Below are 23,703 nucleotides of genomic sequence, written 5' to 3'. Positions count from 1 at the left end.
CGGAACACCTGCTCGGGCGTTGCCGCGAAGTCGCGGGTCAGCCGGATGATCGGCACCTTCGGGTCGACCTCGATCACGGTCTCGGCAAAAGCGTTCATGCCACGCTTCCGTTCTGCTCGTCGGTTTCGGTCGTTGTCGTTTCGTTCATCGCCGACAGGACCGCGTCGAGGCGGCGGTAGCGCTCCTCGGCCTGGCGTCGGGCACGCTCGATCCACGTGTCCATCAGGTCGAACACTTCCGTCTCCAGGCGCACCGACCGCGGCTGCGGCCCCGGCGGCCGGCTCACCACCCCCGCACCCTCGAGCACCCGCAGGTGCTTGTACACCGCCTGCAGCGACATCTCGTACGGCTCGGCGAGCTGGTTCACGGTCGCGTCGCCCACGGCGAGCCGGGCCACCATGTCGCGCCGGGTCGGATCCGCGAGCGCGGCGAAGATCTGGGACAGCGCGTCGGCCACCATCGACCCCTCGTTTCAACCATTTGGTTGAAACAGACGATAGCCCGCCGACCCGAGCCAGTCAACCAACCGGTTGAAAGTCCTGACTGAACCAGGGGACCCGGGGGATACGCACAGCGCCACTCACTGCATGGCGGTCGCCGGCGGATGGTCGAACGAGACCGGGCAGCGGAAGATGTACAGCGCGTAGCCGCGACCGATGACCACGTCCGTCGGCCCGCTGGTCGCGCCGGGCGGCTCCTCCAGCGGCCGCCAGCTCCCGCCCGTGCCGTGCCACTCGCTGGTGTCGGCGGTGAGCAGCAGCGTCATCGGCGTGCCGCACTCGGCGCAGTCCACGGGGTGCGGGTCGGTCAACGACCAGTTCGCGAAGCCGCCGACCTTCCAGCCGGGTGCCAGTGACAGGTCGAACTGGTAGCCGACACCGTCGTCGTCCTCGCCGTCCTCGTCGTCCTCGCGCTCCTCCTCCCAGGCGGTGATCCGCTCGTCGAGGTCCTCGGGCAGGAGTGCGGCGTACTGGTACTCGGTGATCTGTTCCGGATGGACTACGCACGGGCTCGGCAGGTAGTGCTCGTTCACGACCGGTGGTGCGGGCGGCGCGGTCAGGACCCGGTCGATGTCGGCGCTGTCGCGCCAGTAGAGCCGGACGCGGGGGTTGTAGCCCACCTCGGGGTGGTCCAGCGGGCACCACAGCACCTGCAGCACGTCGGCGCCGTCGGGTCCGACGAAGTCGGGGACGTCCCGGCGGTACAGCTGGGCGATCGGCACCAGCGCAATGGGCTGGTCGACCAGGTCGTGCGGCGCGGAGGACTCGGCGTCGGCCAGCTCGGCCTGCTCGGCGTCGGTCAGCTCGTAGCGGCGGCCGGTCCGGTCGGCGCGCTCCTGGGCCGCGGCGTAGATCTCCCGGCTGCGCCGGACGGCGGCGGGGGTCAGCAGCTCGGAGACGTAGTGGAGGTCGCCGTCGGTGCAGGTGGGCCACGGCTCGCCGGCCGGCCAGAGCACCGGCCCCCCGACGGAGCTGTCGGCGGGGGCCGGCGTCCCGGGACGGGGATGCAGCCGGGTGGCCGTGGCCGAATGCTCACGCAGCTCGGGAAAGCGCGCGGCGATGTCCAACGGCCGGGGCGGCGTGGTCCGGGTCATGGCAGCCGAGGATAACGAAGGCCCCGGCCGGCACCCGGCCCTCACGGCCGGCCTCCACCGCAGATGCCCGAATCGGCCCGGACCCGGGCACAGCTGGACCGTCTGGTGTCGCCGCGCCTTCAGCGGATCGCGTACAGCGTGGCGATGTAGCCGGTGTCGAACGTTGCCAGGGTGGTGCCGGCCGGGTTCAGCGCCACCCATTCCGTGGGGGAGCCCGCGCGCAGCGGGGCCGAGGTCAGCAGCCTCGGTTCGGTGCCGTGGGTGACGTCCCAGAACTCGGCGCCGGCGTCCCAGCTCGCGAGCACCACCGTGCCGCCGGGGCCGAACGCGGCGCTCCACACGGCCCGGCCCTGCGTCCTGATCGTCTTGCCGGGCTTCGGGTCGGCCGGATCGGACAGGTCCCAGATCTGGGCGCTGCCGCTGAACAGGGCGGTCACCAGCGTGTTGCCGTCGGGGCTGACCGCGCAGTCGTGCAGCTCGTTCAGCACCTTGCCGGCGAGGCGGGGCGAGCTGCCGGAGGCGGTCACGTCCCACAGTTGCAGCATGTCGTCGCCGCGGCTGCAGGTGACCAGGATCTTGCCGCCGCGGGCGAAGCGGACCCGGTCGACCTTCGCGTGGTCGACGGTGGCCACCTTGGTGACGTGCGCGGTGTCGGCGACGTTCCAGAGCTCCACGCCCGAGCTGTACGGGCCGCCGCCCAGCGCCAGCAGGGCGCCGTCCGGGCTGAACGCCACCGTGAGGGCACCCTGCTGACCGTGCGGGATCGTGGTGATCGATCGTGGCGCTCTGGGATCGCGTACGTCCCACAGCTGCACGGTCAGCTCGGCCTGGATGGTGGCGAGGGTCTGTCCGTCCGGGCTGAAGGTTCCGCCCCACGTGTTGTCCATCTTGATGAAGCCGTCGCGCACCGGCTTCGCCGGGTCGGCCACGTTCCACAGTTCGATGCCGGTGGTGGTGCTGAACGCGAACTCGGTCCCGACCGGGCTGAAGGCGATGTTCATGTTGTTGTCCGACCCGCCGCTGTTGAGGCTGTCGCCCTTCGCGATCGTGGGAACGGCCGGCGTGTCGGAGCTGTCGCCTGCGCCGGGACGGTTCAGGTACACCACTGTCGCCACCCCGACGACGATGGCCAGGACCCCGGCGACCAGCCAGCGCCGGCCTCGGCGCCGGGCGCCGGCCGGCCCACCGGACGGTCCGGCCGCGGCGTTCTGGGCAGCCTCGTTCCGGGCAGCGGCGGATCGGGGTGCCGGGAGTTCGACAACGGCCGGTTCAGCGCCGTCGGCGACCGCCGCATCGGTGAACGGGACACCGGCCCCGGCCGATCCGCCGGATGCACGGGCAGACGCCGGGCCCGGCTGCGGCTCAGCGGCCGAGGCAGGCGCCGGGGCTGAGGCTGGGATCGGGGCTGAGGCTGGGATCGGGGCTGAGGCTGGGATCGGGGCTGAGGCTGGGATCGGGGCTGAAGTCGGGGCCGGCGGGTGGTTCATCGTGCTCGGCTGCGGCGCGGCGGTCGGAGCCGGGACCAGCCCGCCCGGCTGGGGCGCACCGGCCGGAGCCGGCACCTGGACCGCCCCGCCGGGCCGCGGCGCGGCGGCCGGGCCTGCGTCGCCCGCCGGGCGGGTGGCGGCCAGGGACGCCTCGCCCAGCGCGAGCGTTCCCTCGGCCACGACGAGTTCGGGCTGGTCCAGGACCGTCGGGGCGACGCCCAGCGCCCGGTGCAGCAAGGTTGCCGCGAGCGGGATCCGTGACGAGCCGCCGACGAGGAACACCGACGCGATGCGCTCCGGTGGGATGCCCGCGTCGCGCAGTACGGCGAGGGTCAGCCGTGCCGTCCGGTCCAGGTACGGGCGGGCCGCCCGCTCGAAATCCTCGCGGGTCAGGTGGACCTGCTGGTCGGCCAGGGGCACCTGAATGTCGCCCGCGGTATGCCGGGACAGCTGCTCCTTCGCCGCGCGCGCCGCCTGCCACAGCGTCTGGCGGGCCTGCCGGTCGGCGGGAGTCTCCGGCCAGTCCAGGCGCCGCCACGCCGCCGTCGCGCCGGCCCCGGAAGCCACCCCGGCAGCTCCCCCGGCAGCGGTGCGGGCGTGGTCGACCACGACGGCGTCCAGGTCCAGGCCGCCCACGTCCGCCAGGCCGTCGGAGGCGACCACCTCGAAACCGTCGGCCGACGGGCGCACGACGGTCACGTCGAACGTGCCGGCGCCCAGGTCGTACACAACGATCACCCGGTCGGCGGGGATGCGGTGGGCGAGCGTCGTGGTGTAGTACGCCGCGGCCGCGACCGGCTCCGGGACCAGCCGCACCGGGCCGAGACCCGCGCGGGTGGCTGCCTCGACAAGCCGCGCCAGCCGCGACTGGCCCCAGGTCGCCGGGTGGGTCAGGACCACCTCGTCGGGGGCCCGACCACCCGCTCGGGCCGCCTCGTCGCCGACCCGGCGCAGGACGGCCGCGATCAGCTCGACGACCGGGTGCTCCCGCTCCCCCAGCCACACCGTGCCGTCGTCGATGCGGCGCTTCGGGTTCGCCTCCAGGCCCGCCGGGAACCCGGCCGCAGCCCGCAGCGCGTCCATGCCGACCAGGAGCGCCGGGTCCGCGCCCGCGAAGACCGCCGAGGCCAGCAGCGGCGAGCCGTCGAACAGCAGCGGGCGGATCCGGCCGTCGGGAGTCTGCAGCGCCGCGACCGTGTTCGAAGTACCGAAGTCGACGCCGAGCCGAACCACCCCAGAGACCACGGCGACACGCTAGTTGGGCACCGCGGCGGTCGAAGATCGTTCGCAGCGGCAGTCTTCGGCACCGAACGTCCGATCTGCTCCGCCACGTGCGAACAGCAAACAAAGTTATGCCCAGCGGGTGACGGTGCCCGCCTGAGCGGCAAGGTCTGGCGCGTCCGCACCCTAGACCAGGGCGGCGGAGGCGGCGGCGCGCTCGGCGACCGGGCGCCGGCGCAGGTGCGGCACCTGCAGCGCCGGCGGGAGGTAGGTCTGGTCGACCGTGCCGACGTCGGTGCCGGGCGGGACGATCTCGTCGATGCGGTCGAGGAGGTCGTCGCCGAGCGCGACGTCCAGCCCGGCGAGCAGGTCGTCGAGCTGCTCCTCGGTGCGGGCGCCGAGCAGGGCGCTGGTCACGCCGGGATGCGCGATGGTGAAGGCCATCGCCAGGTGGGTCAGCGGCAGGCCCGCCTCGGCGGCGAGCGGGACGAGCTGCTCGACGACGTCGAGCCGGCGTTCGTCGTTGAGGTGCTTGAAGAAGCGGGCGCGGCGCAGGTCGTTCGGCCCGCCCTTGCGGACGCGGCCGGTGAGCAGCCCCTGGCCGAGCGGGCCCCAGACCAGCGTGCCCAGCCCGTAGCGCTGCGCGACCGGCAGCACCTCGCGCTCGATGCCGCGGTTGAGCAGCGAGTACACCGGCTGCTCGGTGCGGAAGCGCTCCAGTCCCCGGCGCTCGGCGACCCACTGGGCCTCGACGATGTCGGACGCGGGCGTCCCGGACGCCCCGATCGCCCGGACCTTGCCGCTGCGGACCAGGTCGGAGAGCGCGGAGAGCGTCTCCTCGACGTCGGTGAACGGGTCGGGCCGGTGGATCTGGTACAGGTCGATGTGGTCGGTCTGCAGCCGCCGCAGCGAGCCCTCGACCGCCCGCATGATCCAGCGCCGCGAGGCGCCCTGCTGGTTGGGGTCCTCGCCCATCGGGCGGCTGACCTTGGTCGCGAGGACCACGGCGTCGCGCCGGCCCTTGAGCGCCCGGCCGACGACCTCCTCCGAGTCGCCGTACGCGTCGGCGGTGTCGACGAAGTTGATCCCCGCGTCCAGGGCCTTGTGCAGGACGCGGGCCGACTCGGCGGGGTCGGCGTTGCCGACGGACGTCGCGAACATGAGCGTGCCGAGCGCGTACGGGCTGACCTTGATGCCCGTCCGGCCGAGGGTGCGGTACTGCATGCCGGGTCTCCTGCCGTATGGTGAACGCTAAGCGGAAAGTCTTTCCGCTACGATACGGAAAGCCTTTCCGGTTACGCAAGAGGACGGCCTTGACTGAGCATCCGCGACCGCGGCGCGCCGACGCGCGACGCAACCTCGACGCGCTGCTCGAGGCGGCCAAACACGTCCTGGCGACGTCCGGCGTCGACGCCCCGGCGAAGGAGATCACCGACCGGGCGGGCGTCGGCGTGGGGACGCTCTACCGGCACTTCCCACAGCGCTCGGACCTGGTCATCGCCGTGCTGGAGCACGAGATCGACGCGTGTGCCGCGGCGGGTCCGGCGCTGAGCGCGGCCCTCCCGCCGGGGGCGGCACTCACGCAGTGGGTGCGGCGCTACACCGACCTCGTCGCGACGAAGATCGGGCTGGCCTCGGCGCTGCACGGCGCGCATCAGGAGCTGCGCGAGTACTTCTACCGGCGCATGGGTCCGGTGCTCGACGCGCTCCTGCGGGCCGCGGTGGCCGACGGCGAGGTCCGCGCCGACGTCAGCGCCGAGGACGTGCTGCACGCGGTGGCGCTGCTGTGCCAGCCGGTGCCGGGCAAGGACCACCCGGCCTACGGCCGGCGCCTGGTCGACGTCTTCCTCGACGGCCTGCGCCGCTAGCGCAGGGACGCCACGAACTCGTCCTGCTGCGCGAACAGCTCCAGCATCGGGGCCGGTTGGCGGGACGTGGCGGCGAGGTCCTGGTGGGCCTCCTCGGACCACAGGAACGGGTAGACCGTGAGGCCGTGGGTCAGGGGCAGCGCGCGGGTCTCCTCCGGCCAGCCCGGCCAGCGCAGGGCCTCGTAGAACCGCTGCGTGCCGCCCTGGGCGAGCCACGACAGCCAGACGCCGTGGCCCACGCCCAGCGGCGTCCACTCCAGGGTGTCCGGGCCGAAGTAGCACACCTCGCCGGGGTCGCCGGGACGGCCGGCGGCCGCCGGGTCGGGGCCGTTGACCTCGAACCGCCCGCCGAGGACGTCGTGACCGACCACCAGCGCCGCGGGCGGCCGCTCGTCGCCGGGCAGGCCGTTCGCCTCCGCCAGCGAGGGCAGCCCGTCGGCGCCGCCGCCGAGCACCCGCAGCCAGCCGTCGTCGACCAGCACGCCGCCGGTGTGCAGGGCCAGCGCGCCCAGCCGGGAGCCGGCGGTGACCTGGAGGCGGTGCAGGCTGTCCCGACCGGCCGGCGCAGCGATCGGCAGCACGGCGATCTGCGGGTTGGACCGCAGCTCGGCCTCCAGCGCCGGCCAGGCCGGCGCGGGGACGGTCGTGAGGTTGTCTACGGTACGCACCCGGACATCATGCCTGCCGGCTCACGGCACCTCCAGGACGTCCGCGCTGTCGCCGCTCGCCCAGTCGGCCCGCAGTACCGCCAGATAGTCGGCCGACGCGGCGACGTGCAGGCTGCCAGAGCCCCCAGAGCCTGCAGAGCCCGCGGCCTGGACGATCGTGCCGTCGTGGCGCGTGGGGACGATGCGGACGCCGTCCGGGACCAGGCGGGCCGTGCCCGTCACCGGCATGCGCCGCAGCACCCGCGGGCGGCCGGACAGGGCGGCCAGCAGCGGTTCGAGGAGGGTGAGGGCGGCGACCAGGCCGGCGTACGGGTTGCCGGGCAGGCTGACCACCCAGCGGCCGTCCGGTAGCGCGGCCAGGCCCTGCGGGTGGCCGGGGCGGCAGGCGACGCCGCGCACCATCCAGTGCCGGGCGTCGAGGACCGTCCGGAGGTGGTCGGCGGCGCCGGCGGACGAGGCCCCGGTGACCACGACGACGTCGGTCGTGGCGGCGTCGAGGCCGGCCCGCAGGCGGTCCGGGCGGTCCGGCACGTGGCGGGCCTCGTGCACCCGCCCGCCGGCCCGGGTGCTGACCGCCTCGACCAGGCCGGTGAACACGTCCCGGACCTGGCCGGGGCCGGGCGGGCCGTCCCGGACGACCTCGTCGCCGGTGACGAGCAGCGTGACCGCCGGCGGCCGGTGCGTCCGGAGCCGGTCGATGCCGGCCTGGACGGCCGCCGCGGCGGTGGTGGCGGTGACCACCCGCCCGGCGGCCACGACGAGGTCCCCGGCGGCGAGGTCCGCGCCCGCCCGGCGGATGTGGTCGCGCGGCCCGCGGGCCCCGGTCACCACGTCGCCGTCGCGGTGGCTCATCTCGTACTGCAGGACAGCGTCGGCCCCCGGCGGCACCACGGCGCCGGTGGCGATCTCGACCGCGGTGCCGGCGGTCATCGCGCGCCGGCCGGTGGCCGGGCCGGCGAGGATGCGGCCGGTGAGGGTCCACGGTCCGGGGCCGGCGACGGCGTACCCGTCCATCGCCGCGGTGTCGAACGCCGGCACGGCGACGCGGGCGCGGGCGGGCGCGGCGGCGACCCGGCCCACCGCGGCCGTGGTGGGGGTCGGCTCGGCCGGGAGCGGCGCCGGCTTGTCACGGGCGATGGCGTAGGCGGTATGCCAGGGCTGCACGCTGCTATTGCACCCCGCCGGCGTCTCGACCGCGTGCGGTACCGGTTACGAACATCTCTCCCGGCCGCCCGTGACGCGGTGAGGAGCCGCCGTCAGGTCCGCACCGCCACCGCGTGGAAGCGGTGCGGCGGGTCGTCGTAGCTGGTCAGGCACCACCCCGCGCGGGCCGCCGAGGCGCGCAGGACCGGCTCGGCCAGGGGCTCGTCGGGGCGCAGCGCGCGGCCATGGCGGGCGGCGACGGCGGCGCGCCCCGACGGGTGGAACAGCACCAGCCTGCCGCCCGGCCGGGTGATCCGGGCCAGCTCGGCGAGGCCGGCGTCCGCGTCGGGCAGGTGGTTGATGAGGCCGGCGGCGAAGACGGCGTCGACGCCGGCATCGACGAACGGCAGGCTCCGGGCATCGGCGAGCAGCAATGTCGCGGCGCACTCGCGCGCGCGGGGCCCGGCGGCGGCGAGCATCTGCGGCGTGAGATCGACGCCGATGACGACGCCCGCCGGGCCGGCCGCCTGGCGCAGGGCGGGCAGCGCGCGCCCGGTGCCGCAGCCGAGGTCGACGACGACGCCACCGGACGGCAGCCGCGCCTCGGCGACGGCGGCCGCGTACGCCGGCTGGTCGTCGCCGAACTTCGTGTCCCAGGTGGCGGCGCGGGCGGCGAAGAAGGCCTGGGACTCGGTGCGGTACCAGGTGTCGCCGGCGCCGAGCGCCGGGTTGAGGTGGCGCAGCACCGGCCAGGCCGGGTCGTGCAGGTCGACGACGGCGTCGGCCTGCTCGCCGCGGTACTCCCCCGGGCCCGGGGACCGCACCCAGATGGTCAGGTGGCCGCCGGCGGGTGCCATCACGATGCTGCGGCCGTCCGCGCCGTCGAGCCGCACGCAGTCGCGGCCCCCGGCGCGCAGCCAGGCGGCGAAGCGGTCGGCGAACACGGCGGCCCCGCCGTCGCGGCCGTCCACGGTGACCCGCGCGGCATCCGCCGGCAGCGCGGCGACCAGGTGCGTGAGGACGGTCGACCAACGCTCGTCACTCATACGTCCATCATGCAGGTGCGACGGCCACGACGCCACCGGACCCTCGCCGATGCGGCCCGGACGGGCGATATGAGGCCGCAGATGCGAGGCGCTAAGGTGATCGCCGTGACGGTGTTCAGGATCGGGGAGGCGGCCGAACTGCTCGGCGTCAGCGCCGACACGGTCCGCCGCTGGATCGACGCCGGTCGGCTTCCCGCGACCCGCGACGAGCACGGTCACCGCACGATCGAAGGCGCCGAGCTGGCGGCGTTCGTCCGCGACCAGGGCAACGACCCCGACGGCCGCACCGAGCTGTCCTCGGCGCGCAACCGGCTGCGCGGGATCGTCACCGCCGTGGTCAAGGACACCGTCATGGCGCAGGTGGACATCCAGGCCGGCCCGTTCCGGCTGGTGTCGCTCATGAGCCGCGAGGCCGTCGACGAGCTCGACCTGCAGGTCGGCTCGGTCGCGGTCGCGGTGATCAAGTCGACCAACGTCGTGGTGGAGCGCGCCACGCTACCCCGAGGGAGCACTCCGTGAAGCTGCGCATTGCCCTGACCGCCGCGGCGGTCGGTGTCCTCATGACCGTGACCGGCTGCGGCAGCGACGAGCCGGCCGCGAACGGCACTCCCGGCGCGGCGACGTCGAGCAGCGGCAGCGGCGTCACCGGTACTGTCAACGTCTTTGCGGCAGCCTCGCTGACCGAGTCGTTCACCAAGATCGGCAAGGACTTCGAGGCGGCGAACCCCGGCAGCACGGTCAAGTTCAACTTCGCGGGCAGTTCGGCCCTGGCCACCCAGATCAACCAGGGCGCCCCGGCCGACGTGTTCGCCTCGGCCGCGCCGGCCAACATGAAGACCGTCACCGACGCCGGCAACGGCGACGGCACCCCGGCCACCTTCGTCAAGAACCAGCTGGTCATCGCCGTGCCCAAGGGCAACCCGAAGGGCGTCAAGGGCCTGTCCGACCTCACCAAGCCGGGCGTGAAGGTCGCGCTGTGCGCCGAGCAGGTGCCGTGCGGCGCGGCCGCGAAGAAGGCGCTCGACGCCGCCTCGGTGAAGCTCACGCCGGTGACCCTGGAGCAGGACGTCAAGGCCGCCCTGGCGAAGGTGAAGCTCGGCGAGGTCGACGCGGCGCTCGTGTACCGCACCGACGCCAAGGCCGCCGCGACCGACGTCGACGGCATCGAGTTCCCCGAGTCCGCCGGCGCGATCAACGACTACCCGATCGTGGCGCTCAAGGGCGCGAAGAACGCGGCCGGCGCGAAGGCGTTCATCGCCTACGTGCTGTCGGACAAGGGCAAGGCGGTCCTCACCGAGGCCGGCTTCCAGTCCCCGTGACGACGACGGAGACGAGGAGAACGGCGCGGCGCCCCGGTCTGGGGGCGCCCGCCGGGCTCCTCGTTCCCGCCGCCGCGGGCCTGCTCTTTCTGGTACTGCCACTGGCCGGCCTGCTGATCCGGGCCCCGTGGACGACCATGCCGGAGCGGCTCACCGACCCCGAGGTGCTCGCCGCGCTGCGCCTGTCGCTGCTGTGCGCCACCCTGGCCACCGTGCTGTGCCTGGCGTTCGGGGTGCCGCTGGCCTGGCTGCTGGCCCGGGTCGAGTTCCCCGGAAGGCGGCTGGTCCGCGCCCTCATCACCGTCCCGCTCGTGCTGCCCCCGGTCGTCGGCGGCATCGCGCTGCTGCTGGTGTTCGGCCGCCGGGGCCTGGTCGGCGAGTGGATGGACCGGACGTTCGGCTTCTCGCTGCCGTTCACCACCACCGGCGTGGTGATCGCCGAGGCGTTCGTGGCCATGCCGTTCCTCATCATCGCCGTCGAGGGCGCCCTGCGCGGCGCCGACCGCCGCTACGAGGAGGCCGCCGCCACCCTCGGCGCCGGCCGCTGGACGACGTTCACGCACGTGACGCTGCCGCTCGTCGCGCCCGGCATCGCCGCCGGCGCCGTGCTGGGCTGGGCCCGGGCGCTCGGCGAGTTCGGCGCGACGATCACGTTCGCCGGCAACTATCCCGGCGTCACCCAGACGATGCCGCTCGCGGTGTACCAGACCATGGAGGGCGGCGACCTCGACGGCGCCGTCGTGCTCAGCCTCGTGCTGCTCATCGTGTCCGTGGCCATCCTGGCCGGGCTGCGCGACCGCTGGATCACCGCCCCATGACCGCACCGTTGCTCGACGCGCACCTGGTCGTCGACCGCGGCACGTTCCGCCTCGACATCGCCCTGCGCATCGCCGCCGGCGAGGTCGTCGCGCTGCTCGGCCCGAACGGCGCCGGCAAGACCACCGCCCTGCGGGCCCTGGCCGGCCTCCAGCCGCTGACCACCGGCCACGTCCGCATCGGCGCCGACGACGTGACCCGGGTCCCGCCGGAGCGCCGCCCGATCGGCGTCGTCTTCCAGGACTACCTGCTGTTCCCGCACCTCACCGCCCTGGACAACGTGGCGTTCGGCCCGCGCCGGCACGGCCTGCACCGCAAGGCCGCCCGGGCGCAGGCGGAGGCCTGGCTGACCCGCGTCGGCCTCGCCGAGCACACCCGCCGCAAGCCCCGCCAGCTCTCCGGCGGGCAGGCCCAGCGGGTCGCGCTCGCCCGGGCCCTCGCCGTCGACCCCGTCCTGCTGCTGCTCGACGAGCCCCTGGCGGCCCTCGACGCCCGCACCCGGCTGGAGACCCGCGCCGAGCTGCACCGCCACCTCGCCGACCACCCCGGCGCGACCCTGCTCGTCACGCACGACCCGCTCGACGCCCTGGTCCTCGCCGACCGCCTGGTCATCGTCGAGGACGGCCGCGTGGTGCAGGACGGCGACGCCGCGGCCGTGACCGCCCGTCCCCGCACCGACTACGTGGCCCGCCTGGTGGGCCTCAACCTGTACCGCGGCAACGCCGACGGCACCGCCGTGCAGCTCCCCGGCGGCTTCACCCTGACCAGCGACGACCGCCTCCAGGGCGACGCGTTCGTAGTCTTCCGCCCGGCGGCGGTGGCGCTGCACCCGCACCAGCCGGACGGCAGCCCGCGCAACACCTGGCCGGCGACGATCGCCGGCATCCAGCGCCACGGCGACAACCTCCGCGTCCAGCTGGACGGCCCGATCCCCGCGTTCGCCGACATCACCCCGGCCGCCGCCGCCCACCTCGACCTGGCCCCCGGTCGCGAGGTGTGGGCCGCGGTGAAGGCCACCGAGACCCACGCCTACCCCGCCTGACTCCGGAGAGCCCTCAGCCCGCGCGGGTCGCGGTCACGGCGACCGTCTTGCCGTGGAAGTCGTGGCCCGTGCAGCGCAGCGTGCGGCCGTCCCACGTCGCCGGGAGGACCTGCTGGGCCGTGCCCATCGACCACTGGACGTCCGCCGACGTGCCGGTGTTGACGTCCGCCGGCAGGCCGCCACCCGTGAACGGCTCGCCGTACGTCGCGAGCCAGGTCTGGGTCGCCTCGTCCCAGTACTCGATGCCGTGGACGCGGACCTGGGCGGCGCTCAGCGCGTACTCGCCGCGGGTCTTGGACTTGCCCAGCAGGCCCGGGTCGGCGGTGAAGCGGCCCGCCTCCACCGTGAGGCGGCCGGCGTCGACCTTCGGCTGGGCCAGGCCGCCGCCGGTGAGCACGACGCTGACGTCCCAGGCTCCCTTCGCGAACGCGTCCAGGGCGAGCCGGGCGACGCCGCCCTCCGCGCCGCCGGCCGCTTCCTTGGGCGAGCACCCGGCCGTCAGCGCGGCGAACACGCCGAGAGCGCCGTACCGCAGTGCGGTCCGGCGCCCGACGACCGAGGCGAACGTGCGGAACTCAGGCAGCACCATTCCTCCATCGCTGTCGATCGACAGGGAGTGACGCTCATGTATACCATCACGGACCGGTCCCGGCGGCCCCTCCGGCGGTGCGAACGTCGCGAGCAATATCACCGGTTGTCGATGATCCCCACCACCACAGCAGTACCGTCGGAATCACCACCGCGGCCGTGCAGACCGCGAACGCCGGATCGTCGGCGCCCGCGAACAGCGCCAGCCGGTCCACCGGCACGCCGACCAGCGCGGCCATCCGCTCCAACGGCGGGTTCGTGGTGTCCGACACCCAGTGGAACCGTTCGACGGGGTGCAGGTCGGAGAGCAGGGCCAGGACATAGCCGTAGGCGGCGGCGAGCGCGGCGGCCGCGCGCAGCCACAGGCCGGCCACGCGCTGCAGGAGCACCCCGACGTAGTACGCGAGCAGCGGGGTGCAGACGGCCAGCAGCCGCCCCGGCGGGCTGAAGCCACCGGGCCAGTTCGGATAGGTGGCGATGATCACGCAGTACGGCAGCATCGCCGTCAGCAGGACCGCGTTCACCCGCCGGGCGGTGAGCAGCGCCCCCGCGCCGGCCAGGACCAGCAGCGGGAAGTTGGGCGCCGTGCCGAAGCGGCCGTCGAACGCCAGGTAGGCCAGGCCCCGCAGCGGGTCGAGCCGCAGCAGGCCCTCGCCGAGCGCGTCGGTGCTGCCGGGGGCGGGGCTCAGCGAGCGGTACATCGTCCAGTTGAACGCCTCGAGCCCGAGGGAGACCACCGTCAACGGCACCAGGGCGGGCCACCGGCGCCGGACCGCGAAAAGCACCCCGAAGAGCACCGGGAAGATGGCGTACCGGCCGTGCACCCACGGCAGGTAGCCGATCCCGGCACCGGCCAGCAGCAGCCGCCACCGGGCGGGCGCCCGGTCCAGCGTCACGCGGGCGGCATAGACCACCGCCAGCATCCCCAGCGGCTCGACGAAGAGCATCGGCGCGTACACGTACAGCGGCGAGCCGAGCACGAACAGCCCGGTGACGAACGTGGCCACGCCGGCGCCGACGCCGAGGTCGCGCTGGAGGCGGTGCACGTTGAGCACGGTGAGCAGCGCCGCGGCCAGGATCACCAGGTGCGCGCCGAGCCGGCCGAGCAGCAGGAACGGCAGCGCGAACAGCAGCGGCGCGCCCACGTTGTGGAACGGCACCGGCCGCCCGCCGACGACGGCCACGTGCGCGTCGATGGGGCTCGGGAAGTACTCCCGATAGTCCCCGCCCGCGTAGACGGGCGTCGGGTCGAAGGTGTGGTACGTCCCGATCGCCTGGGCGAGGGCGAGGTAGTGCGGCTCGTCCCCCATCGGCTGGCCGGGCAGCCGCAGGAGCAGGCCGGCACCGAACACGACGGCGCCCAGGGCGACCAGGAGCGCCTCACGACGGGTCCACATGGGCACCCAGCGTCACGACCGGACCGTCCGGCGGGCGTCAGTGATCTTCTGACGCCGCCCTTACCCGGCGGCTGGCATGCTGGGGCGGCGACCGGACTGGGAGGAGGGCCGCATGCGCGTGCTCGTGGCCGACGACGAGCGGCTGATGGCCGACATGATCGGGGCCGGGCTGCGGCGCCAGGCGATGGCGGTCGACGTCTGCTACGACGGTGACGGCGCGGTCGAGCGGCTCGGCGTCAACCGGTACGACGTGGCGGTCCTCGACCGGGACATGCCCGGCCGCACCGGCGACGAGGTGTGCCGGTGGCTGGTCGACACCGGCGCCGGCACCCGGGTGCTGCTGCTCACCGCGGCCGCCGGCATCCGCGACCGGGTCGAGGGCCTCGGGCTCGGCGCCGACGACTACCTCACCAAGCCGTTCGCGTTCGCCGAGCTCGTCGCCCGGATCCAGGCGCTCGGGCGGCGGTCGGTGGCGGCGGTACCGCCGGTGCTGGAGTGCGACGGGTTCGTGCTCGACGTCGGCCGGCACGCCGCGCTGCGCGACGGGCGGGTCCTCGCCCTGACCCCGAAGGAGTTCGCGGTCGCCCACGTCCTGCTGCGCGCCGCCGGCCGCGTGGTCAGCGCCGAGGAGCTGCTGGAGCAGGCCTGGGACGAGCACACCGACCCGTTCAGCCACGTCGTGCGGGTCACCGTGATGACGCTGCGGCGCAAGCTCGGCGACCCGCCGCTCATCCACACCCTGCCGCGGGCCGGCTACCGGCTCGGGCCGGCCGCGTGAGCGCGTCGCCGCGCCGGCGGCTGCTGCTGGTCGTCGCCGGTGCCCTCGCCGCGGGGTACTTCCTCAACGACCTCGTCGACGAGCACGCGATCACCCCGACGACCGTCTACTTCCTCGACGCCGCCTGCGACGCGGCCGGCGGCACCTCGTGCCTGACGCTGCGGGACGACTTCACCTGGCTGCTGCCCCTCGTGCTGGGCACGCTCCTCGGCCTGGTGGTGTGGCTGGCCGCCGCCCGGCCGGCGGCGACCTGGGTGCTGCGGCCGCTGCACGACCTGGTGCCGGTGCTCGCCCAGGCCGGCCCGCAGAACCTCGGCCACCGCATCCGGGCAGGAGCCGGAGCCGGAGCCACCGCCGGCGCCCCGGCCGGCGACGACGAGTTCACCCGGCTGTGCCGGGCCGTCGACGCCATGATGGACCGGATCATGGCCGGCTACGACCACCAGCGCCGGTTCGCCGCCAACGCCTCCCACGAGCTGCGCACGCCCCTCGCGGTACAGCGCACGCTCATCGAGGTCGGGATGGCCCAGCCGCTCACCGAGGAGCAGGTCCGGCTGCTCACCGCGCAGCTGCTGCAGACCAACGAGCGCAACGAGCGGCTCGTCGAGGGGCTGCTCGTGCTCAGCGAGGCCGACCAGGGCCTCGCCGTGCGCACCCCGCAGCGCCTCGACGAGATCGTGTCGGCGGTCACCGCCGCGCACCGCTCCCGGGCGCTCGCGGCCGGGCTGCGGCTCACGGTCCAGCTGCACGCCCGGGCGGTCGACGGCGAGCGGGTGCTCCTGGAGCGGCTCGTCACGAACCTCGTGCAGAACGCCGTCAAGTACAACCGGGACGGCGGCTCGGTCACCGTCACCGTCGGCGCCGGCAACCCGGCCCTGACGGTCACCAACACCGGCCCGCCCGTGCCGCCCGACCAGGTCGACGCGCTGTTCGAGCCGTTCAAGCGGCTCGCCGGCGACCGGATCGACCACAGCGGCGGCGCCGGGCTGGGCCTGGCCATCGCGCGGTCGATCACGCGCGCCCACGACGGCACCGTCACCGCCATCGCGCAGGACGACGGCGGCCTGCGCGTGGAGGTGCGGCTCCCGGCGCCTTACGGCTGAAGCTGCTCGGCCAGCGCCACGATGATGCCCTCGGGGCCGCGGACGTAGCAGAGCTTGTAGAGGTCCTCGTACCGCACGACCTCGCCGACGAGCTGCACGCCGCGCTCGCGCAGGCCGGCGACTTCGGCGTCGATGTCGTCGACGGCGAACATGATGCGGCGGATGCCCAGCGCGTTCGCCGGTGGGCTGGCCGGGCCGCCGCTGACCGCCGCCGGCGAGTGGAACTGCATCAGCTCCAGCCGGCCGTGGCCGTCCGGGGTCCGCATCATGGCGACGTCGAGCGACATGTCGTCGAGCCCGACGACCCGCTCCGCCCAGCGGCCCCGCACCGGCCCCCGGCTCTCCAGCCGCATGCCGAGCCCGGCGAAGAACGCGACCCCGGCGTCGAGGTCCTCGAAGACGATGCCGACGTTGTCCATCCTGGTGATCATCGTGGTTCGCTCCCTGTTCGGTGTACCAGTCGTACCCCGGGACGGAGCCGGCGGAGCGTTCTCGACATCGGTGGGCGGCGGTCGAGCGCGTCGGACAAGCTCGCCGGCGGGTGTCACCCCAGTTGGGCATTCCCGGGGAATACCGCCGCCGGCGCTGGTGCCGGCGGGATCATGGCGTTGGGGCCGGAGCCATGGCCGGGCGTGGGTCGACAGTGGGGGTGCGCGGCGTGCAGTACGTGGCGGTCGAGCCGGTGGTCACCCGCGAGCGGGCGCCGGGACTCGCGGAGGCCGTGTGGGACAACGCCCGCGAGGATCCGGGGGCGTTGCAGTTCGTGCGCGCCGATCCGGATCCCCGGTCCTGGCCGGCAGGCCGGGCCCGGCGGGCCGGGGCGCTGCCGGTGAGCTGCGCGGCCTTCCGCGACGATGTGCAGGCGGTCGCCCGCGGATTCCTCGCCGCCGGTGTCGAACACGGCGACCGGGTCGCGTTGATCAGTCGCACCAGGTACGAGTGGACGCTCGTGGACTACGCGCTGTGGGCGATCGGTGCGGTGACCGTCCCGATCTACGAGACGGCCAGCCCCGAACAGATCGAGTGGATCCTGGCCGGCTCGGGCGCGGTGGGGTGCGTCGTGGAGACCGACGACCACGCCGCGGCCGTCACCGGTCTGCGGCGCGGCCTGCCGGCGCTGCGCACGACCTGGCAGATCGATGCCGGCGACCTGATCGCCCTGGCCGGACAGGGCCGCACCGTCGACGACGCACAGCTCGATGCGCGCCGCGAGCGGGTGACCGACGCGGACGTGGCCACGATCGTGTACACCAGCGGCACGACCGGCCGTCCGAAGGGCTGCGCGCTGACGCATCGCAACCTCTACTGCGACGCCGCCGGCGCACTCGCGGTGCTGCCACAGCTGCTGCACCCCGGGGCGTCGACGGTGCTGTTCCTGCCCCTCGCGCACGCGTTCGCCCGCCTGATCCAGGTGGGGATGGTGCAGGCGCGGGCGACGACGGTGCACAGCGCCGACCTCGCCGGCGTGCTGGAGCAGCTGCGCAGGCACCGGCCGACGTTCATCCTGGCCGTGCCCCGGGTGTTCGAGAAGATGCACTATCAGGCCCGGCAGAAGGCCGGCGGCGGGCTGCGCGGCCGGCTGTTCACCGTCGCCGACCGGGTGGCCGTGCGCTACAGCCGCGCCCTCGACACGGCGCGGGGGCCGGGCAGGTTGCTGCGGCTGGTCCACGCCGTGTGCGACGTAATGGTGTACCGCAAGCTGCGGGCGGCGCTCGGCGGACGGTGCCGGACGGCGATCGTCGGCGGGGCGCCGCTGGGCGTCCGGCTGGGGCACTTCTTCCGCGGCGCGGGCATCACCGTCCTGGAGGGCTACGGGCTGACCGAGACCTCACCGGCGCTGACGGTGAACGTGCCGTCGGCGCAGCGGATCGGCACCGTCGGCCGCCCCTTGCCCGGGGTGGAGATCCGCATCGCCGACGACGGCGAGATCCAGGCGCGTGGCGACGTCGTCTTCCCCGGCTACTGGGACGACCCGGAGGCCAGCCGCGCCGCGTTCACCGCCGACGACTGGCTGCGCACGGGTGACCTCGGCAGCCTCGACCCGGACGGTTTCCTCCGGATCACCGGCCGCAAGAAGGAGGTGCTCGTGACCGCGGCGGGCAAGAACCTCACGCCGGCGCCGATCGAGGAGGCGATCCGGGCGCACCCGCTGGTCAGCCAGTGCATGCTCGTCGGCGACGGCCGCCCGTACGTGGCCGCCCTCGTCACGATCGACCCGCAGGCCTGGACCCGCTGGCGCCGCACCCACGGCCGGCCCGAGGCGTCACTCGCCGAGCTGCGGCACAGCCCCGAGCTGCGCGGCGAGATCCAGCCCGCGGTCAACCGGGCCAACCGGGCGGTGTCGAAAGCGGAACAGGTCAAGACCTTCCGAATCCTGCCCCACGACTTCACCGAGGCCGACGGCGAGCTCACCCCCACCCTCAAGATCAAACGCAGTGTCGTGGCCGAGCGGTACGCCGCCGACATCGACGCCCTCTACCGCGGCCACTGAGCGCGACCCCGCCCGGGCGGGCGTCGACATGCGACCCGTCGCCTCACACGTGCGGTCGGGCCTGGAGTTCACGCAGTTGCAGGCCGAACGGCTGGGCGCCGCGGAAGCGGTTCTGGTACGACCCGTAGCAGGCGATGAACGTGTACCAGTCGCCGGTCCACGGCTCGAAGTCGAACCTCTCGCCGGCCAGGTCGTCCGGCGGGGCGCCGCCCGGGCAGCGGCGGGCCGGCCACGACCACCCATCGCAGGGCGGTCACTGGGTGGCGACGGCGATGCAGCGGCGCAGTTCGGCGACCGCCGCCGGGTCGCCCTCGATCGTCACGCCGGACGGCGCGCGGTTCCACAGCCAGAGCAGGACCGCCGCCGGGTCACCCGTCACCGTGGCGTCCGCGGCGGCCGCGCCGTCGGTGACCGTGAACGGGACCGTGTTCACCAGCCATGACGCTTCCCCGGCCCGGACCGCCACGGTGCGGCCCGGGGAGTCCCGCAGCGCCTCCGCGAAGTCGGAGCCCCATTCCGCCACGCCGAAGGCAACGAAGATCTTCAGCAGCTCGTCGATGCCGTCGGCGGCCAGGTCGGGCGGGATCGGGGCGAGCGGCACGCCCGCGCCCAGCTCGGCGTCGACGCGGTGGATCACCGTCTCCTGGGCCATCCGGCGGTACCAGAACCCGACCGTCTGGTCCGGGGTGTACCACGAGCCGGCCGGGTCCTGCGGCTTGCGGGCGGCGAACTCGGCCAGCAGGTCGGCGTGGGTGCGATCGAGCAGGGCCAGGGGGTCCTCGTCGGCCAGCGCGGCCGGCGGCCACGGGTCGGGCTCCACGCCCTCGCGCATGGCGAGGGTCTTGTGCAGGTAGACCTCGCCGACGTGGCGGCTCAGGTCGGCCACCGTCCAGCCGGGGCAGCTCGGCACGTCGGCGGCCAGGGCGGGTGGCGCGACCTCCCGCAGGCGGGCGAAGTCGGCTTCCAGGCATTCGAGGTACCGCTGGATCTCCATGACGCACAGTATTCACCGAGGCCGGTGCGGCGGGCGGCCTCAGTACGTGAGCCCGGCCAGGATCTCGACGAGTTCGTCGACGCTCAGCGGATGGTCGGGCCGCGTGACGTCCTGCTGCTCCAGCACCTGGGCCTCGCCGGGCGGTGGGCTCGCGTCGCCTGGGGCGTTGGTGGCGCTGGCGAAGAGCACCGCGCCGCGGGCGTACATGCGCACGTTCACCAGCTGGTGCTGGTAGCTGCGGGTCGAGCCGGCCCGCAGGACGGTCACCGGCTCGCCGTGCGGCCCGGTCCGCTCGGAGCACACGGGCGGGTCGCAGAGCTCCTCCTTGATCGCCTCGGGGCTCGTGGCGGGAGTGACGCTGAAGCCGATGGCGCCGATGCCGTGCTCGTCGGCGACGAGCGCGGCGGCGGTGTAGGAGTCGCCGTCGCGGTACACCTGCAGCGGCCCGGCCTTCGCGGTGCTCCTGCGGTGGAAGGTCGCGCCCGGCAGGCGCCGCGACACCTCGGTCTGCAGGTAGCAGGTGAGCCGGTCGGCCTGCTGGTCGCTCGCGCAGAACGGCTGCGGGTCGAGGGCGGCCCAGCCGGGGCCGGACGGCTGCACCGGCGCCGGGTCGCCGGGGATGTTCGCGATCAGCACCCCGGTCGCGGCCAGGACGGCGACCGCGCCGGTCGCGACCGTCAGACGGCGCCGGTGGCGGACGCGGCGGCCGGCGGTGAGCACAGCGGCCGAGGTGACCCGGGTCGGCGGGCCGCCGTCGGTGTACTCGCGCAGGGCGGTGTCGAGGTCCATGGCTACTCCTTCGTCGGTGCGAGGGCGCGGCGCAGCGCGTCGACGGCCCGGGCGGTCTGGCTGCGGACGGTGCCCTCGGCCATGCCGAGCAGCTCGGCCACCTCCGCGACGGACAGGTCCTCCAGGTGGCGCAGGACGACCACGGCCCGCTGGCGGGGCGGCAGCGCCCGCAGTGCGCGGCCGAGCCCGGTGTCGCCGCCGGGCTCGACCTGCGGGACGGGCGTGTCGGGCGGCTCGGCGACGACGGTCTCCCGGCGGCGGTCCCGCCGGTGCGACAGGAAGGCGTTGACGAGGATCCGCCGGGTGTACGCGTCGAGGGACTCGGGACGGGCGCGCCGCCAGTGCTGGTACAACTTCACAAAGGTCAGCTGCACGAGGTCGTCGGCGGTGTGCCAGTCCCCGCAGAGCGCGTACGCGAAGCGCCGCAGCGGCACCACCCGCCCGGCGAAGTAGTCGGTGAACTCGGCGTCCGATCGGCTCCCCACGCACCACATACTCCGGGCGACGGGGAAACGCTCAACGCGGGCGGCTCACACCCGCTTCTCGTACCGCCGGCACGGCACCGGGATGATCTCGCCCGCGTGCGGGACCGGGTTGTCGTACGGGCCGGCGTCGGTCCAGCCGCAGCGTTCGTAGAACCGCCGCGCACGGGCGTTGCCCGGCACGACCGCGAGCCAGGCCGTGCCGAACCCGTTCGCCGCGACCTGCCGCTCGGCCGCGGCGAGCAGGTCGGCGGCGACGCCGGTGCCGCGGTGCGCGCCCCCGACGTACACCTGCTCGACCTCGTCCCCGACGACCATCACGAACCCGGCGACCGCGTCGCCGACCTCGGCGACCGTGGTGTCGGGCACCCGCGCGGCGGCCCGGGTCCGGAACGAGTCGCCGGCCCGGGCCGCGACGAGCGCGTCGGGCACGTTGCCGAGGTGGCCGTCACGCCACCCGGCCTCCCAGATGGCGGCGACCTCGGCGGCGTCGGCGGGCCGGGCCGGCCGGATCAGCGGTTCGCTCACCCGGCCAACCCTATCGGCGGCAGGGGTTGACGGCGGCGACGGGAAACATACACTCCAAGTGCATATAGTCTGCCGGAGAGGGAGCCGCCATGAGCGCGTTGTCCGGGCGGGTCGCTGTCATCACCGGGGCCAGTCGCGGCATCGGTCTTGGCATCGCCCGCCGGTTCGTCGAGGAAGGGGCCAAGGTCTGCATCACCGCCCGCAAGGCCGACGGGCTCGAGGAGGCCGTCAGCGCGCTCGGCGGGGCGGTCAACGCGACCTACGTCGCCGGGCGGGCCGACGACCCCGAGCACCGGGCGGAGGCCGTGCGGCACACCGCCGACCTGTTCGGGCCGCCCGACGTGCTGGTCAACAACACCGGCATCAACCCGGTGTACGGCGACCTGCTCGGCCTCGACCTGGCCGCCGCCCGCAAGATCTTCGAGGTCAACGTGCTCAGCGCGCTCGGATGGGTCCAGGAGGTGTTCCGCAAGCCGCCGGACCGGGGCGGCGCCGTGGTCAACGTCTCGTCGGTGTCGGCGCTGCAGCCGCCCGGCGGCATCGCCTTCTACGGCGTGACGAAGGCCGCCCTCAACCATCTCACCGCTTGCCTGGCCGTGGAGCTCGCGCCGGCCGTGCGGGTCAACGCGGTCGCCCCGGCGGTGGTGAAGACGCGCTTCGCCACCGCGATGTACGAGGGGCGGGAGGACGAGGTCGCCGCGCAGTACCCGATGCGCCGCCTCGGCCTGCCGCGCGACGTCGCCGGGGCGGTGGCGTTCCTCGCCTCCGACGACGCCGGCTGGATCACCGGCCAGACCCTCGTCGTCGACGGCGGCGTGACCCTCGCGCGGAGGGCCGGATGAACCTCAACGGCGCCGCCGTCGTGATCACCGGCGGCGGGAGCGGCATCGGCGCGGCCATGGCGCGGCGCTTCGCCGGCCTCGGCGCGCAGATCGTGGTCAACGACCTCGACGCGGCCGCGGCCCGGCAGGTCGCGTACGAGGTCGACGGGCTCGCGTTCTCCGGCGACGCCGGGGACCCCGAGGAGGTGGACCGGCTCGTCGACTTCGCCTGGGACAACCTCGGCGGCCTCGACCTGTTCTGCGCGAACGCGGGCGTGGCGCCCCGCGGTACCGTGACCGCTCCCGACGCCATGTGGGAGCAGGCGTGGCGGGTGAACGTGATGGCCCACGTCTACGCGTCGCGCGCGCTGCTGCCGCGGTGGCTGGCCAAGGGCCGCGGGCGGCTGCTCACCACCGTGTCGGCGGCCGGGCTGCTCACCCTGCTGGGCAAGGCGCCCTACGCGGTCACCAAGCACGCCGCCCTGGCCTACGCCGAGTGGCTGCGGGTGACGTACGCGCACCGCGGCATCGTCGTGCAGGCGCTGTGCCCGCAGGGGGTGCGCACGCCGATGCTCGACGGCGGCGACGGGACCAGCCGGCGGCTGCTCGACCAGACGGCACTGTCGCCGGAGCAGGTCGCCGACCGGGTCGTCGAGGCGCTCGACGGCGACCGCTTCCTGATCCTGCCGCACCCCGAGGTGGCCACCTACTACGCGCGCCGGGCCGCCGACCCGGAGCGCTGGCTCAGCGGCATGAACCGGCTCCAGCAGAAGATCGAGGGCTGACGCGGTGAACTTCGAGTACGACGCGGTGACCGACGAGCACCGCGAGCGCCTGCTGTCCTTCATGGACAGTCACGTCTACCCGGCCGAGCGGGTACCGCACACGCCGGAGCTGGTGAACGAGCTGCGGCGCGAGGCCCGGGCCCGCGGGCTGTGGAACCTGTTCCTGAGCCTCCCGAACCTGCAGTACGCGCCGCTGGCCGAGATCATGGGCCGCAGCCCGGCGCTCGCCCCGGCCGCGCTCAACTGCGCCGCCCCCGACACCGGCAACATGGAGCTGCTGGCCTCCTTCGGCTCGCCCGCACAGCGCGAGCAATGGCTGGAACCGCTGCTCGACGCCCGGATCCGCTCCGCGTTCTGCATGACCGAGCCGGACGTCGCCTCCTCCGACGCGACCAACGTCGCCACGCGCATCGTGCGCGACGGCGACGGGTACGTCATCACCGGCCGCAAGTGGTTCGCGACCGGCGCCCTGGGCCCGGACTGCGCGCTGCTCGTCGTCATGGGCAAGACCGACCCGGCGGCCGAGCGGCACCGCCAGCAGAGCATGATCCTCGTTCCCCGGGACACCGCGGGTGTGACGGTACTGCGGGGGCTGCACAGCTTCGGCTACGACGACGCCGACCACGGCGGTCACGCCGAGATCGACTTCGCCGGCGCCCGGGTGCCCGCCGGCAACCTCCTCGGCGCGGAGGGCTCCGGGTTCGCGATCGCGCAGGCCCGGCTCGGCCCCGGCCGCATCCACC

Annotated in this window: 25 protein-coding genes; 11 read left to right on the top strand and 14 right to left on the bottom strand. The window is 74.4% G+C overall.

Annotated elements, in window-relative coordinates; translation table 11 throughout:
• Positions 1 to 94: 94 nt before the first annotated feature.
• From ABZS66_RS48060 to ABZS66_RS48045, 4 genes are all read right to left on the bottom strand, one after another.
• Positions 95 to 460, bottom strand: coding sequence for a metalloregulator ArsR/SmtB family transcription factor (locus ABZS66_RS48060; RefSeq protein ID WP_354769755.1), 366 nt, complete (start codon positions 458 to 460; stop codon positions 95 to 97).
• A gap of 120 nt (positions 461 to 580) precedes the next feature.
• Entirely contained in the window at positions 581 to 1,594 is a 1,014-nt protein-coding gene (locus ABZS66_RS48055) for a hypothetical protein (RefSeq protein WP_354769754.1), read from the bottom strand.
• A 119-nt stretch (positions 1,595 to 1,713) separates the two neighbouring features.
• Entirely contained in the window at positions 1,714 to 4,326 is a 2,613-nt protein-coding gene (locus ABZS66_RS48050) for an Hsp70 family protein (RefSeq protein ID WP_354769753.1), read from the bottom strand.
• A 162-nt stretch (positions 4,327 to 4,488) separates the two neighbouring features.
• Positions 4,489 to 5,526 carry an aldo/keto reductase gene (locus ABZS66_RS48045; RefSeq protein WP_354769752.1) on the bottom strand — a complete coding sequence of 346 codons (1,038 nt, stop codon included), beginning with the start codon at positions 5,524 to 5,526 and terminating at the stop codon, positions 4,489 to 4,491.
• A gap of 89 nt (positions 5,527 to 5,615) precedes the next feature.
• Between ABZS66_RS48045 and ABZS66_RS48040 the strand changes: the two genes are divergently transcribed.
• Positions 5,616 to 6,170: a TetR/AcrR family transcriptional regulator gene (locus ABZS66_RS48040; protein WP_354769751.1), complete on the top strand. Its 555-nt coding sequence runs from the start codon at positions 5,616 to 5,618 to the stop codon at positions 6,168 to 6,170.
• On the opposite strand, the gene ABZS66_RS48035 is transcribed toward ABZS66_RS48040, so the two are convergent.
• The 3 genes from ABZS66_RS48035 to ABZS66_RS48025 form a co-directional block, all read right to left on the bottom strand.
• Complete coding sequence (locus tag ABZS66_RS48035; RefSeq protein ID WP_354769750.1) at positions 6,167 to 6,838, bottom strand: DUF2625 family protein; 672 nt, start codon at positions 6,836 to 6,838, stop codon at positions 6,167 to 6,169. The two genes, ABZS66_RS48040 and ABZS66_RS48035, sit on opposite strands and share 4 nt — an antisense overlap.
• Positions 6,839 to 6,859: 21 nt before the next feature.
• Complete coding sequence (locus ABZS66_RS48030) at positions 6,860 to 8,002, bottom strand: molybdopterin-binding protein (RefSeq protein WP_354769749.1); 1,143 nt, start codon at positions 8,000 to 8,002, stop codon at positions 6,860 to 6,862.
• A 92-nt stretch (positions 8,003 to 8,094) separates the two neighbouring features.
• Positions 8,095 to 9,027, bottom strand: coding sequence for a class I SAM-dependent methyltransferase (locus ABZS66_RS48025; RefSeq protein WP_354769748.1), 933 nt, complete (start codon positions 9,025 to 9,027; stop codon positions 8,095 to 8,097).
• A gap of 105 nt (positions 9,028 to 9,132) precedes the next feature.
• Here ABZS66_RS48025 and ABZS66_RS48020 point away from each other — a divergent pair, with 105 nt between their 5' ends.
• Genes ABZS66_RS48020 through ABZS66_RS48005 form a run of 4 tightly spaced genes read left to right on the top strand, consistent with a single transcriptional unit; the run spans position 9,133 to position 12,204 of the window.
• Entirely contained in the window at positions 9,133 to 9,546 is a 414-nt protein-coding gene (locus tag ABZS66_RS48020; RefSeq protein WP_354769747.1) for a helix-turn-helix domain-containing protein, read from the top strand.
• Positions 9,543 to 10,346 carry a molybdate ABC transporter substrate-binding protein gene (gene modA, locus ABZS66_RS48015; protein WP_354769746.1) on the top strand — a complete coding sequence of 268 codons (804 nt, stop codon included), beginning with the start codon at positions 9,543 to 9,545 and terminating at the stop codon, positions 10,344 to 10,346. The genes ABZS66_RS48020 and modA overlap by 4 nt, the downstream gene beginning before the upstream one ends.
• Positions 10,343 to 11,164 (top strand): ABC transporter permease, encoded by an 822-nt coding sequence (locus ABZS66_RS48010; RefSeq protein WP_354769745.1) that lies wholly within the window; start codon positions 10,343 to 10,345, stop codon positions 11,162 to 11,164. Before modA ends, ABZS66_RS48010 begins: the two co-directional genes overlap by 4 nt.
• Entirely contained in the window at positions 11,161 to 12,204 is a 1,044-nt protein-coding gene (locus ABZS66_RS48005) for an ABC transporter ATP-binding protein (protein ID WP_354769744.1), read from the top strand. Before ABZS66_RS48010 ends, ABZS66_RS48005 begins: the two co-directional genes overlap by 4 nt.
• A gap of 13 nt (positions 12,205 to 12,217) precedes the next feature.
• Here ABZS66_RS48005 and ABZS66_RS48000 read toward each other — a convergent pair whose 3' ends face one another.
• Positions 12,218 to 12,790, bottom strand: coding sequence for a hypothetical protein (locus ABZS66_RS48000; protein ID WP_354769743.1), 573 nt, complete (start codon positions 12,788 to 12,790; stop codon positions 12,218 to 12,220).
• Between the two features lie 49 nt (positions 12,791 to 12,839).
• Positions 12,840 to 14,189, bottom strand: a complete 1,350-nt coding sequence (locus ABZS66_RS47995) for a hypothetical protein (protein WP_354769742.1) — start codon at positions 14,187 to 14,189, stop codon at positions 12,840 to 12,842.
• Between the two features lie 112 nt (positions 14,190 to 14,301).
• Between ABZS66_RS47995 and ABZS66_RS47990 the strand changes: the two genes are divergently transcribed.
• Positions 14,302 to 14,967 (top strand): response regulator transcription factor, encoded by a 666-nt coding sequence (locus ABZS66_RS47990; RefSeq protein ID WP_354769741.1) that lies wholly within the window; start codon positions 14,302 to 14,304, stop codon positions 14,965 to 14,967.
• Positions 14,964 to 16,070 carry a HAMP domain-containing sensor histidine kinase gene (locus ABZS66_RS47985; RefSeq protein ID WP_354769740.1) on the top strand — a complete coding sequence of 369 codons (1,107 nt, stop codon included), beginning with the start codon at positions 14,964 to 14,966 and terminating at the stop codon, positions 16,068 to 16,070. The genes ABZS66_RS47990 and ABZS66_RS47985 overlap by 4 nt, the downstream gene beginning before the upstream one ends.
• On the opposite strand, the gene ABZS66_RS47980 is transcribed toward ABZS66_RS47985, so the two are convergent.
• Positions 16,061 to 16,501 (bottom strand): VOC family protein, encoded by a 441-nt coding sequence (locus ABZS66_RS47980; RefSeq protein ID WP_354769739.1) that lies wholly within the window; start codon positions 16,499 to 16,501, stop codon positions 16,061 to 16,063. The two genes, ABZS66_RS47985 and ABZS66_RS47980, sit on opposite strands and share 10 nt — an antisense overlap.
• Before the next feature lie 227 nt (positions 16,502 to 16,728).
• Here ABZS66_RS47980 and ABZS66_RS47975 point away from each other — a divergent pair, with 227 nt between their 5' ends.
• Positions 16,729 to 18,561, top strand: a complete 1,833-nt coding sequence (locus ABZS66_RS47975; RefSeq protein WP_354769738.1) for a long-chain fatty acid--CoA ligase — start codon at positions 16,729 to 16,731, stop codon at positions 18,559 to 18,561.
• 253 nt (positions 18,562 to 18,814) lie between these two features.
• On the opposite strand, the gene ABZS66_RS47970 is transcribed toward ABZS66_RS47975, so the two are convergent.
• From ABZS66_RS47970 to ABZS66_RS47955, 4 genes are read right to left on the bottom strand one after another with little or no spacing between them, the layout of a single operon-like run.
• Positions 18,815 to 19,555, bottom strand: coding sequence for a maleylpyruvate isomerase family mycothiol-dependent enzyme (locus ABZS66_RS47970; protein WP_354769737.1), 741 nt, complete (start codon positions 19,553 to 19,555; stop codon positions 18,815 to 18,817).
• Between the two features lie 39 nt (positions 19,556 to 19,594).
• A complete protein-coding gene (locus ABZS66_RS47965) occupies positions 19,595 to 20,344 on the bottom strand; it encodes a hypothetical protein (protein ID WP_354769736.1) in 750 nt (249 codons plus the stop codon).
• 2 nt (positions 20,345 to 20,346) lie between these two features.
• Positions 20,347 to 20,838, bottom strand: coding sequence for a SigE family RNA polymerase sigma factor (locus ABZS66_RS47960; protein ID WP_354769735.1), 492 nt, complete (start codon positions 20,836 to 20,838; stop codon positions 20,347 to 20,349).
• Between the two features lie 36 nt (positions 20,839 to 20,874).
• Entirely contained in the window at positions 20,875 to 21,354 is a 480-nt protein-coding gene (locus ABZS66_RS47955; RefSeq protein WP_354769734.1) for a GNAT family N-acetyltransferase, read from the bottom strand.
• Between the two features lie 89 nt (positions 21,355 to 21,443).
• Here ABZS66_RS47955 and ABZS66_RS47950 point away from each other — a divergent pair, with 89 nt between their 5' ends.
• From ABZS66_RS47950 to ABZS66_RS47940, 3 genes are all read left to right on the top strand, one after another.
• On the top strand, positions 21,444 to 22,196 hold the full coding sequence (locus ABZS66_RS47950; RefSeq protein WP_354769733.1) for an SDR family oxidoreductase: 753 nt from the start codon (positions 21,444 to 21,446) through the stop codon (positions 22,194 to 22,196).
• A complete protein-coding gene (locus ABZS66_RS47945) occupies positions 22,193 to 22,960 on the top strand; it encodes an SDR family oxidoreductase (protein ID WP_354769732.1) in 768 nt (255 codons plus the stop codon). Before ABZS66_RS47950 ends, ABZS66_RS47945 begins: the two co-directional genes overlap by 4 nt.
• 4 nt (positions 22,961 to 22,964) lie before the next feature.
• On the top strand, positions 22,965 to 23,703 hold a 739-nt coding region (locus ABZS66_RS47940), incomplete at its 3' end, for an acyl-CoA dehydrogenase family protein (RefSeq protein ID WP_354769731.1).

Source organism: Dactylosporangium sp. NPDC005572 (assembly GCF_040605515.1).
Lineage (GTDB): Bacteria > Actinomycetota > Actinomycetes > Mycobacteriales > Micromonosporaceae > Dactylosporangium.
Note: the sequence above shows the minus strand (reverse complement) of the source record. Positions and strands in the feature narration are given on the sequence as shown.